Here is a 12,026-nt window from a genome sequence, read left to right as displayed (position 1 = left end):
GTCATGGCACAGACACACTATCGGCAGGTGCTTGGGCATGCCACGCGCGTGGTGCCCGAGCATGGTCATGAGCGTGCAACGCACGCATGGGTCTGTCGCGAGGTCGCGCATTTGCTGGGCGTGCCCGATGCCGGCGTCGCTGGCGATGGCGTGATCGAAGTTGGAACATTCCACGTACCCGATGACACGCTCACTACCGCGCAAGCGCGCGGGCTGGGCATCCACGGCGTCGGTGACTTGCTCGGCGGTATCGTGCCGCATGCGTTTCTGGCCACCAAGGTCATCGGTCACCCACTGGTTTCTGACGACGCGGCAAGCACTGCGGGCTGGGACCAGGCGCTGGCCATGTCGCTGATTCCCGCCACGCTGCCGGGCTACACCGCGTTTTCTCGCCCGGATGCGATGCATGCGTTCGAGGCGCTGTCTGATGGTGGAGACGTGCGCCTGAAGCTGCCCACCGGCGTGGGCGGCAACGACCAATGGCGCATTGCCGACGCATCGCAGCTGGCGCAGGTACTGGATAGCCTGCCCGATACCTATCTAGGCACGCATGGCGGCGTGCTTGAACGCAATATCTTGCAGCCAACGACGCACAGCGTAGGCGAGTTGTGTCTTGCCGGCGTCCAGATTGCGTATTACGGCACGCAATGCAGCGTGCCCGATGCGGACGGCAGCGATGTGTATGGCGGCTCGTCGCTGTGCGTGTACCGCGGGTCGTTGGAGGCACTGATGGCCACAGCTTTGCCATCGCTGGAGCGACGGGTGGTCGAGCAGGCGTGCAGGTACGATCGATGCGTCACCGCCGCTTATCCTGAGCTGCAGATTTCCCGCCGCAACTACGATGTGGTCAGCGGTCAGGATGCTGGCGATGTCCCGGTATGCGGCGTGCTGGAACAATCCTGGCGAATCGGTGGTGCAACCCCGGCAGAACTCGCTGCAATCGCCGCCTTTCAGCAAGATCCCGCATTGCAGTGGGTAAGGGCGTCCACACACGAAATCTATCAGGGCCAGCCGCCGGCCGATGCGCAGGTCTACTATCGCGCAACCCAATCCGGTCCAGGGCCGCGCTACAAATACAGGAGGATCTCTGCGACGTAATGGAAGCCAAACTTTCCAGCATCGACATTCCGGTCGGCCAGGACGCACTCAGCGGCACCTTGCTCACGCCCTCAGGCATGCCTGCAGTGTTGTTCGTGCACGGCTGGGGCGGCAGCCAGCACCACAGCCTGGTACGTGCGCGCGAGGCAGCAGGCCTGGGCTGCATCTGCATGACCTTCGATCTGCGTGGGCATGAGGGTTACGCATCGATGCGCCAGACCGTGACACGCGCGCAGAACCTGGACGACATCAAGGCTGCGTACGATCAACTGGCAGGTCTGCCCTACGTGGATGCGCAGTCGATCGCGGTGGTCGGCCTGAGCTACGGTGGGTATCTATCCGCATTGCTGACGCGCGAGCGCTCGGTGGAATGGCTGGCGTTGCGTTCGCCTGCGCTCTACAAGGATGCCCACTGGGATCAACCCAAGGTCAGCCTCAACGCCGACCCGGACCTGATGGCGTACCGCCAGCAGCGCCTGCGTCCGGCAGACAACATCGCCTTGGCCGCCTGCGCCGAGTACAAGGGCGATGTGCTGTTGGTGGAAGCCGAGCACGATGCGATCGTGCCGCAGCCGGTGCTGCACAACTATGCGCACGCGTTCGTGCAGGCGCGTTCGCTCACATCGCGTGTCATCGCTGGCGCGGACCATGCGCTCAGCATCAAGGAACACCAGCAGCAATACACGCGTGCCCTGATCGACTGGCTGACCGAAATGGTCGTCGGCCGGCGCATTGCATTGGCCAAGGAGGTGGTGGCCACGCGCAAGCAGTTGCTCAAAGATCAACAGGGCGCTGCTGCGGCCCCGTCGGAACAGACCACTGCGGTATTTCGCGGCGACATCCGTGCGGTGGAGAAGACCGCAGGGTAGTGATCCGGGAAAACGTGGCGTGCAAAGCCATGGGGTCGCGCACGCGTCGCTCTTTTCTTTCTGCGTGTTGAAGACCCGGTGGGCCCGCGGATTGCCTTGTGGATTCGTCAGCCTGAGATCAACTCGGTACTGCTTTTTTTCTGAGCGCCGCCGAGTGAGCAGGAACCCGCATTACTCCATAACGCAGAACGGGCCCGAGTGGGCCCGTTCTGGTTCAACGTCGTGCGCTGGCCGCGGCACTTGTGACCGCGCCGCTGCGATCACGCGTTAGACGCGCGGGTCGGTCGGGTGACGGCGCGCCGCTGCATCGTGATGATCCGAGTCGAATGCCTCACGTACCGCATGCTTGGCCTTTTCCCAGCTCAGGCGCGAATTGGCCTTGAAGCGGTCCCAGCCATCGCCCAGATCGCGTTCCAGGTGGTCGTCCCACTGGCGGCCGGCGTGCTGCTGCCGTGCCTGCATGCCATAGCGATAGGCCGGGCGATAGTCGTCGTACGAATAGTCGACATCGCGGTAGCTGGCGCTGTCGAAGCGGCCTGCGTAATGCGTGTCGCTGTCGCGATAGACAGTGTGGGTACGGTCCGCACGCTCCCATGCATCGCGTGCTGCAAGCCGGGCTTCATCCCATTCCAGGCGCGATTGCCCGCGGTTACGCGGCCATTCGCCGGCCAGCGTGGCTTCGGTTTCTTCCCAGGTGCTGGTCGGGCGGGTTTCGCGTGCCTGCAAACCGAATCCGTAGACGGTGGCGTAGTCGCGATCGTAGTCGGTGCCTTCCTTGTAGTAGGGGCGGTTGCGATGCTCCTGGCGCCAGTATTCGGTCTCCACAGTGGGGTCGAGCCGTTCGGCCACGCCCTTGCCAGCCGCTGCGCCAGCAACCACGCCGGCCGCTGCACCAATCAAGGTGCCGAGCGGCCCGAACACCGTGCCTGCAAGCGCCCCTGCCGCCGCACCGCCGGCGATGCCGCCCACACCGACGCCAACTGGATGCGAACCAGGCGCACCGGAGATCGGGTCGCGGTTCAAGTCCTTTGCTTCTTCCTTGCGTTCCTGCTTGTCGAGATTGCTCATACCGCCTCCGGATTATCTGATGGATGCGCCCTGTAGATCAGACCGCGAACGAGGCGCAACGATGGCGTCGCAAGAGTGAAACGTGCGTGCTTTGATGTGAGCGCGATCGCGACATGACTGAACTGTGCATTGCATTGCGGATGAGGTTGCTCACTCGCACTTGCAACGTGTCTGTAGCGAAAAGGGCCGCTGGCGCGGCCCTTTTCTATCCCTTGATGCACACCACCTGGCGCAAGGTGTGCAGCACCTCGACCAGGTCCTGCTGCGCCGCCATCACTGCATCGATGGACTTGTACGCTGCAGGCGACTCGTCGAGCACCGCCGCGTCCTTGCGGCATTCCACATGTGCGGTGGCCTGACGATGCTGTGCCAGGGTGATCTGCGCGCGTGCAGCGGTCCTGCTCATCACACGCCCCGCGCCGTGGCTGCAGCTGTGGAAACTGTCGGCGTTGCCCAACCCACGCACGATGTAGCTGCGCGTGCCCATGCTGCCCGGAATGATGCCCAGCTCGCCGACACGAGCGCTCACTGCGCCCTTGCGGGTGATCAACAATTCCTCACCAGCGTGCGTTTCCTTCTGCACGTAGTTGTGGTGGCAATTGACTGCGAGCTTTTCCAGCTGGAATTTGGGCAAGCGGTGACGCATCTCGGCCAGCACGCGCGCCATCATCGCCTCGCGATTTTCGCGGGCGTAATCCTGCGCCCACGACACCGCTTCGACGTACTCGTCGAACAACGGCTCGCCCTGCATGAAGAAGGCCAGGTCCTTGTCGGGCAGATGGAAACCCAACACGCGATGCGCCAGTTGTTCGCGCGCGCGCTCGATGAAGTACGTGCCGATCAGGTTGCCGGTGCCGCGCGAACCGCTGTGCAGCATCACCCATACCGCATCGGTTTCGTCCAGGCAGATCTCGATGAAGTGGTTGCCGCCGCCCAGCGTGCCGATCTGGCAGTCCAGCTTGTCGGTACGGATGCGCTTGTGCTGCTGCTTGATCGCATCCAGACGCTGCACCAGCCCGGACTGCGCAATGCGGGTCTCGATGCTAACCGGCAGCTTGCGATGCTCGCCGCCACGTCCATTGCCCACCGGCACGCTACGCTCGATGCTGCAGCGCAATTGCGCCAGATTGTCGGGCAGGTCGTTGGCGCGCAGCGTGGTGCGCACCGCAGCCATGCCGCAGCCGATATCCACGCCGACCGCCGCCGGGATGATGGCGCCACGGGTTGGAATGACCGAGCCCACGGTTGCGCCTTTACCCAGGTGTACGTCGGGCATCACCGCTACCCACGGACCGACAAACGGTACCGCCGCGATATTGCGCAGCTGCGCATGCGCCTGCTCTTCCAGGGGCACGCCGCGCACCCAGCCCTTGATCGGGGTGGTGCTGCCCTCGGCATGCAGAAATTCAAAGTGTTGTGATGTACTCATTGTTGTCATTGCCTTGCGGCAGTGCGTGGCAGATCCTTCCGCCACGCGCAGCCTTCATTGCCTGATCGTCACCAATTGCTTCAGCACGCCATCCAGGCCGCCGAACACGGTGAGCTTGTCGATCTTTTCGGTGACCTTTTCCAGCGCCTCCAGTTCCTTCAAACGCATCAGCACCGGGCTGTCTTCGATCAACTTGGCGGTGTTGAGCAACGAGCGCGTGGCATTGGCCTCTTCGCGCCGGCGGATGACGTTGGCTTGCGCCTGCTTCTCCGCCTGCACGACCGCGTTGAGGATCTCGCGCATCTCGCCCGGCAGGATCACGTCCTTGACGCCGACGCCCAGCACCTCGATGCCGAAGCCGCTCACGCTGCCGCGCACATACCCGAAGATATCCGCATCCAGGCAGGCCTTGTCGCCCAACAACTCGTCCAGCGTCTTGGACGAGACCGCGCGCCGCAAGCCGTACTGCAACTCGCGATACAGGTAATCGCCGGCCTTGGCCACGCGCGTGCGCATTGCCACCGCATCGGTGACGCGCATGCTGGCGGCCAAATTGACGCGCAACGACACCTTGTCGCGCGTCAACAGCTCCTGCCCGGACACTTCGACCGACTGCACGCGCAGATCGATCACGTCGGTGGTGATGTTCTTCTGGAAATTCCAGAACGCATACGCCCCCGGCCCGAACGGTGCAAACAGCTTGCCGTCGACGAACACCAGCCCTTGCGACTCGGCTGGCACGTCCATGCAGACCGCCACACGCGACAGCGTGCCGAGCTGACGCAGCCTGCGCTGCACATCGGTGGGCACCTGCAGCCCATCGCCCAATGGCAGGGTCTGCACCTCGATTGCCGCCGGACCACGCCAGTACAGCGTGCGTGTGCCCGGTGGCAGCACGTCCTCGAGCTTGCCGTTGCGGATCAGCAAGCCGACCTGCGCGGTGCCGATGTCGGCCAGCACGAAGTGTTGCGGCAGGGTGCTGCCGAGCGTATCGATCAGCATCTCCGCATCGCGGCCCATATAGGCGCCTTGCGTGATGGCGTGGACGATGACCTCGCTGCGACCCAACGGGTCGAACAGGCGATAGACGCCGGGGACGAGCACCCGCTCGAACCGACGATTGCGATACACCAGGCCGCGCTCGCCGTCACCGATCACGACCCTCTTGGTCCAGAACATGGCACTTCTCCTTAGGTTTGGCTCTGGTGGTCCGATCCGGGAATGCAAGCGTTCCGCCGCCCGGATCGGACTGCTGGCGGAACGTGTGCCGATGCAACGCGGCGTTGAAGGGTGGAAACGCCCGTGACGGCGGCCGTGCGGGGCGCAATGCGCTGTTGGCGCCTGCAGGTGCGTGGCTGATGCGGTGCGATGTCTTGCACAACGGCAGCGAACGGCGCAGCACGCGCGTTCAGGACAAAGGCCCGGCAGGGGCGCCGCTGCTGCAGGCAGTCAGGCGATGGCTTGCCTGTTTGCCTGCGGCATGGGCGTTTCCGTAAAGGGACTTGCGTCCCGAGGAATGACCGAAAAGGTCATGCATGGAGCGGGATTCGAACCCGCGACTAACAGATTACAAATCTGCTGCTCTACCAATTGAGCTATCCAGTGGTGGGTATTCCGGAATTGAACCAGGCCTACGGCTTGCGCCGCCGCTCCACCAGGAGCCGATACCCGTAACGAGAAACATGAAAAAGAGTTCGGTATACGCCACGGCATTGCCGCGCGCACCAGCTGGAATAAATTCCAGGCCGCTGAATATCTTTCGCAAAGTTTCTGATTACCGTTTTATTCAAACGGCAATTCTTGTATGCGCATGACCACGCGCCACCCGTGCCCGGCACATAGCGCTTTGACGCCTGTTCGCGTGCAACGTCCGTGTTGTCGGGAAATCCATGCCCGGGTACCTGGAGGGTCATCCACAAGAGTCGGTGCGAACGCATACGAAAACGCCCCCGGATGCTGCATCCGAGGGCGTTCGCTTGCCTCGGAGATCGGGTGACCGATCTCCTTGTCAGGACATCAGTCGAAGAGGGTGATGCGCACGTCTGCTTTCTTCGTGCGCACACACGATGCCGCGCGGTGGGCGCTGGGCAGTCGGTTGAGTGTGGCGGAGTTGAGCAGGGACATGAGGCCGATTGGGTAAAAGTGCAGACGCGGCTGCCGAGGGCGCGAACATTACCCGTGTCTTTTTAGCGATGCAAGCACTTTATGCAATTATGTTCTGGATTATCTCTCTGGTGGTCGGAGTCGGTCGTCGGAAACAGAATCAAAATCGCGTCGCGGCAGCAGGCGAGAGCCATTGCGTGGGATGGTCGACACAAGCGATGCCACGATTTCGAAATTCAGGACCAGGCGAGCCGACGCGGCGCGCGGCGAGCAATCGACATGCAATTCAAGCGGCGCGCTGTTGGCCGGTGCAGCCCGCGCCCCATGTCCACGCGGACACTGGACGCGCTCACGCGGCCTGCAGCCTTGTGGATTTGTAGGCCATGTAAGCCTTCGCCTGCAGCGCTTCCATCGCTTCGAGAGAATGGGGCGGCAGCTAGAGTTTTTGCCCAGATGCCGCATGCGTCGCATTGGGCGAGGCATCGCTCGTCGCGCATCGATGCTGCGGGCCGTTTCGCCTCTGTGCCGATGACAGAGGGACGACACGTCACCGCGCGTTGTGTGCGCCCGCATGTCGCCAGTCACGCAGGATGGCCTGAAGTGTTGGATCAGAGTGGCTCGCAAGAGCGATGCCGCGCCCGCCACGTCTTTGAAGATCCGTGATTCGGCACGACGCTGACCGCCTGCGGTGCTCCTTCCGCCCGCACGCCAGCGCGCGCGCCAACGTCAGTGCAGACAATCAGCCTGCGTGGGTGCCCAGCGTGCGCGCGCCGGTCAGGATCATGCGCAGCATCTGCGAGATCTGCTCGATCAGCTCGGGATCTTTTTCCGGTGGCGAATCCATTGCCACCGCGCCCATCGCAAATACCAGCCGGGTGATCGCCTTGGACACCAGGGCAGGCGCGTGCAGCTTGGCGTTGTCGGCCGCGGCCAGGCGAATCAGGTCCACGCGCAGCTCGTCTTCGAAATAGGTGAGTTCGCGCTCCACCGCTTGCTTGAAGGCGTCCGAGCCCACCGCGCCTTCGCGCAGCAGCACGTGCAGCAGCTTGTCGTCGGCGCGCAGCTGTTCCATGAAGGCTTCGACCGAGACACGGATGACGCTGCGGTCGGTGGAGGTCGCGCGCTGGCGCGCCTGGCCGATGATGGTGCGCAGCGAACGCCCGGCCCGATCGATCAAGGCCACGGCGAGCTCGTCCATGTCGCGGAACTGGCGATAGAAGCTGTTCGGCGCGATGCCTGCCTCGCGTGCCACTTCGCGCAGGCTCAGCGTGGACAGGCTGCGGTGCGGGCCAATCAAGGACAGCGCTGCAGCGATGAGATCCTCCCGTGAAATCGCCGGCTTGCGGGACGGCGGCGCGTCGTGGGAAGGCAGGGCGATAGAGGTCATGGGGCTGCAGCCGGGCGTGGGCCTGAATCATAGCCCCTCTGGCAATATACAAGTGTATACACGGCTGTGCATGCATGCGTATAGTGCGACCCATGAACCTGGCATCTCCTCGTAAGTCCAAGTCCCCGCTGCCGGCACGCCTGGCGCGCCGACTGGTGTCGCCGCAACTGTTCGATTTCTGGGCAACCCGGCTCAACCCGTTGTGGACGCTGGAACAGCCGATGGCGCGGCTGGTCCAGCGCACCCCGGCCAGCCGGGACGCGGTGACCCTGGTGTTGCAGCCCAACGGCCACTGGCGCGGCCTGCAGGCCGGCCAGCACGTGAGCCTGGGCGTGGAGATCGACGGCCGCCGGCTGTTGCGTAGCTACAGCCCCACGGTGCAGGCCGACGGCCGGCTGGCGATCACCGTCAAGGCGATCGAGGGTGGGCTGGTGAGCCGCTTCCTGGCGCACGATGCGGCCTTGGGCACGGTGGTCTCGCTGGCCCCGGCCTTCGGCGACATGCTGCTGCCGACCACGCCTACCCCGCTCCTGCTGCTGGCCGCCGGCTCCGGCATCACGCCGATGCGTGCGTTGCTGCAGGCCGCCGCGCAAGCCGGCATGCCGATGGACGTGGACCTGCTGTATTGGGTGCGCCAGCGCGACGAAGCCTGCTTCGTCGACGAATTCGCCGCGCTGGCCGCGGCGCATCCGCGCCTGCGTGTGCAACTGCTGACCACCCGCGAAGGCGAGACTCCTGCAGAACGCGTGGACACCTATTCGTTGGACCACATTGCCGCGCTGGAGCAGCGCCATGTGATGGCCTGCGGGCCGGGTGGTTTTGTGCAGGCCGCGCGCGAACGGCTGCAGGGACGCGTGGCTGCATTTCAGGCCGAAGCCTTCAGCGTGCCGGCACTGGACCAGGCCGAGACCGGCCAGGTGCAGGTCCAACTGTCACGCAGCGGCCGTACCCTGACCCTGCCGCGCGGCCAGTCGCTGCTGGAAGGGCTGGAAGCGCAAGGCCTGCGGCCCAAACATGGCTGCCGCATGGGCATCTGCAACACCTGCGCCTGCCCGCGCCAATCCGGCACCACCCGGCACCTGCTCACCGGTGAACGCAGTAACGAACCCACCGCACAGGTGCGCCTGTGCATCAGTGCGCCAAGCACTGACCTGATCCTGGATCTGTAAGGAATCTTCATGAGCCGAGTCCATAACCGTGCCCTGTCCGCTGCCGAACTGCAGTCTTTCGGCGACGAACTCGATGCCATCCGCGCGCGCGTGCTGAGCCAGGTGGGCGCCGCCGATGCGCGCTACATCCGCCGCATCGTGGCCGCCGTGCGCTGGACCGGCGTGGCCGGTCGTGCGCTGCTGTTCCTGGGTGCGTTCGTGCACAGCGTGCTGGTTCCGGCATGGATCGCCGGCGTGCTGCTGCTGGCGTTGTCCAAGATCCTGGAGAACATGGAGCTGGGCCATAACGTCATGCACGGCCAGTACGACTGGATGGGCGACCCGCAGCTCAACGGCAACACCTACGAGTGGGACATCGTTGCCACCGGCGACAACTGGCGCAAGACGCACAACTTCAAGCACCACACCTACACCAACGTGCGCGGCATGGACGACGACATCGGCTATGGCCTGCTGCGCATCTTCCCCGAGCAGCGCTGGCGCCCGTTCTATCTGCTGCAGCCCTTCATCGCGGTGGTGTTCGCGCTGCTGTTCGAATGGGGCGTGGCGATCCAGGACCTGCGCCTGGGCCGTTGGTTCGCCGGCAAGATGAAGGCGGCCGAACTGCGTGCCTCGTTCCTGCCGGTCGGCCGCAAGATGGGCCGCCAGATGCTCAAGGACTACATCGTATTTCCGCTGCTGGCCGGCCCGTTCTTCCTGACGGTGTTGCTGGGCAACCTGGCGGCCAACGTGCTGCGTAGCATCTGGACCTTCGTGATCATCTTCTGCGGCCACTTCACTGCCGATGCGGAAGTGTTTCCGAAGGAATCCATCCGCAACGAATCGCGTGGCCACTGGTATCTGCGTCAGCTGCGTGGTTCGTCCAACCTGACCGGCGGCAAGCTGATGAACGTGCTGTCGGGTAACCTGAGCCACCAGATCGAGCATCACTTCTATCCGGACCTGCCGGCTAACCGCTATGCGCAGATCGCCGTCGAAGTGAAGCAGGTCTGTGCGCGCTACGGCCAGCACTACAACACCGGCTCGCTGCCGCGCCAGTTCGGCCAGGTGATGTGGCGAATCGTGCGCCATGCCTTCCCGAGCCGGCCCAAGCCGGTGCGGCAGAGCAGCGCTGCATTGCAGGGCGCGTGATCGGATTGCGCAACGCATGATCGACATCGAAAGGCCGCCAATGGCGGCCTTTTTTTTTGCCGGTTCACTGCGTCGCGCTGCGTGCCTGTGCGTAGTAGGCGATGAAACCAGTGGCCGGCAACGCGCGCGAGAACAGCCAGCCCTGCGCCAGATCCACGCCATGGGCGCGCAGATAATCGAGCTGTTCCTGCCGCTCGACCCCTTCGGCGATGGTGCGCAGCCGCAGTGTCTTGGCCATCTCGATGATGTGCGCGGTCACGGCGCTGGTGGCCGAGTGGGTGCCGATGGTATCCACGAACGACTTGTCGATCTTCAACGCGTCCAGCGGCAGGCCCTGCAGATACTGCAGGCTCGAATAGCCGGTGCCGAAATCGTCGATGGAGACCGTGTGGCCGGCACCGCGCAGATGGGTGATGGTGGTGCGTGCCGCATCAATGTCCATCAGGCTGCGTTCGGTGGCCTCCACCCACAGCTGGCCGCTGTCCACGCCGGTGCCCCGCAACGCTTGCGCCAGCACGCCCTGCACGCGGCCGCTCTTGATGTCGTCGGCGGAGACATTGATGGCCACGTGCAGCGCTGGATCGGCGGCCAGGGTGGGGCCGAGTTCGCGGATGACTTCGGCCACCACCAGATCGGTGATCGGCAGGATCAGGCCGCTTTGTTCGGCCAGCGGGATGAAGGCGTCCGGCGGCACCAGCACGCCGTCGGGCTGCTGCCAGCGCACCAGCGCTTCGGCACCGACGCAGGCACCGCTGTCGAGCGCGATGATCGGTTGGTAGTGCACGATGAACTCGCCACGCTGCACGGCGATCTCCAGCCGCGCCAGTGGCGACAGCCGCCGCCGCGAGACCCACAGCACTGTACCGACCAGCAGCAGCGCCACTGCAATGCCGACCGGTACCAGCTGCAACCGTGCCGCCGCCAGCGGCCCGCGCAGATAGGCCACCGGTTCGGTGACCACCGCGGCCCAGTCGCCACGACGGTCGCGCCCGAACAACACCTGCGACAGCAAGAGGTCGCCCGGCTCACGCGTGGCGGTGGGGTCGGTCAGCAAGCGTTCGGCGGCGGTACCGGTGCTGCTGAGGATCTGCCCGTCCGGCGTGCCGATCGCCAGTTGCAGGCCAGGCGGAATATTGATGTCGGCCAGCGTGTCGGGGTTGATCAGGGCGTTGTAGTCGCCCAGTTGCAGCGCCATCAGCGGACGCTGCGGATTGGCCAACGGCAGCAGCCGCGTGGTCACCGCGATGCCGCGCTTGACCACGAAATCGGCGGTGCGCTGCGGAATGGTATTGCGCAGTTGGCCCCATGAGGTGCAGCTGAGGCGACCTTGTTGAAACCGTCCCAGCTCGACGATGTAGTGGCTGGTCAGCACCAGGGCGCGCATCTGTGCCAGATGCGCAGGCGAGCACGGTGGCAACCGCGAGGCAGCCATGCTCAACAATGCGCCATGCGCTTCGTCGAAGGCGGTTTCAGTACGCCGGATCGACAGCGCAGCCAGCTGGCTCAGCCTGCCCTCTTCGCGCGCCAAGGCCAGCCGCCAGGCCAGGTAGTAGGACAGGCCGATCGGCAGCGTTGCGCTCAGCAACACCAGCAGCACGGTGACACTGATGATGCGTTGGCGCTTCACCTCACCACCTGCGACGGCTGTGCTGCCGGTTCACGCATGGCCCCGGGAGAAGTGCCGCCAGCGCAGGCTTGGGCAGATGGAAGGTGCACGCCAACCGGGTACGCGCGAACGGCGCACGTAGCGATTGGTGACGCACGGCATTGAT

At 64.5% G+C, this 12,026-nt stretch carries 9 protein-coding genes; 4 read left to right on the top strand and 5 right to left on the bottom strand.

Translation table 11 applies throughout. The annotated features are described in order from the left end of the window. Window positions 1-3: 3 nt before the first annotated feature. Together J7396_RS10655 and J7396_RS10650 are read left to right on the top strand one after the other, a co-directional pair. The gene (locus J7396_RS10655; protein WP_011348882.1) at window positions 4-1,098 is read left to right on the top strand and encodes a DUF3182 family protein; all 1,095 of its coding nucleotides are present in this window, start codon (window positions 4-6) and stop codon (window positions 1,096-1,098) included. Further along, window positions 1,098-1,967, top strand: coding sequence for an alpha/beta fold hydrolase (locus tag J7396_RS10650; RefSeq protein ID WP_011348881.1), 870 nt, complete (start codon window positions 1,098-1,100; stop codon window positions 1,965-1,967). Before J7396_RS10655 ends, J7396_RS10650 begins: the two co-directional genes overlap by 1 nt. A gap of 267 nt (window positions 1,968-2,234) precedes the next feature. On the opposite strand, the gene J7396_RS10645 is transcribed toward J7396_RS10650, so the two are convergent. The 4 genes from J7396_RS10645 to fabR form a co-directional block, all read right to left on the bottom strand. Continuing rightward, window positions 2,235-3,035, bottom strand: a complete 801-nt coding sequence (locus J7396_RS10645) for a hypothetical protein (RefSeq protein WP_008574817.1) — start codon at window positions 3,033-3,035, stop codon at window positions 2,235-2,237. Window positions 3,036-3,240: 205 nt separating this feature from the next. Further along, entirely contained in the window at window positions 3,241-4,464 is a 1,224-nt protein-coding gene (locus tag J7396_RS10640; RefSeq protein ID WP_209261433.1) for an RtcB family protein, read from the bottom strand. Between the two features lie 54 nt (window positions 4,465-4,518). Beyond that, window positions 4,519-5,643 (bottom strand): slipin family protein, encoded by a 1,125-nt coding sequence (locus J7396_RS10635; protein WP_071118213.1) that lies wholly within the window; start codon window positions 5,641-5,643, stop codon window positions 4,519-4,521. 1,663 nt (window positions 5,644-7,306) lie between these two features. Next, window positions 7,307-7,954, bottom strand: a complete 648-nt coding sequence (gene fabR, locus J7396_RS10630; protein WP_008574825.1) for an HTH-type transcriptional repressor FabR — start codon at window positions 7,952-7,954, stop codon at window positions 7,307-7,309. Window positions 7,955-8,046: 92 nt separating this feature from the next. Here fabR and J7396_RS10625 point away from each other — a divergent pair, with 92 nt between their 5' ends. Both J7396_RS10625 and J7396_RS10620 read left to right on the top strand, forming a co-directional pair. Beyond that, window positions 8,047-9,123 (top strand): ferredoxin reductase, encoded by a 1,077-nt coding sequence (locus J7396_RS10625; protein WP_014091301.1) that lies wholly within the window; start codon window positions 8,047-8,049, stop codon window positions 9,121-9,123. 9 nt (window positions 9,124-9,132) lie between these two features. Further along, window positions 9,133-10,254 carry an acyl-CoA desaturase gene (locus J7396_RS10620; protein ID WP_057681260.1) on the top strand — a complete coding sequence of 374 codons (1,122 nt, stop codon included), beginning with the start codon at window positions 9,133-9,135 and terminating at the stop codon, window positions 10,252-10,254. A 64-nt stretch (window positions 10,255-10,318) separates the two neighbouring features. Here J7396_RS10620 and J7396_RS10615 read toward each other — a convergent pair whose 3' ends face one another. Continuing rightward, window positions 10,319-11,881, bottom strand: coding sequence for an EAL domain-containing protein (locus tag J7396_RS10615; RefSeq protein ID WP_209261432.1), 1,563 nt, complete (start codon window positions 11,879-11,881; stop codon window positions 10,319-10,321). Between the last annotated feature and the right edge of the window lie 145 nt (window positions 11,882-12,026).

It is taken from the genome of Xanthomonas sp. A1809, from assembly GCF_017746015.1.
Lineage (GTDB): Bacteria > Pseudomonadota > Gammaproteobacteria > Xanthomonadales > Xanthomonadaceae > Xanthomonas > Xanthomonas euvesicatoria.
The sequence above is the reverse complement of the archived record's forward strand: the minus strand, read 5'-3'. Positions and strand labels throughout refer to the sequence as shown.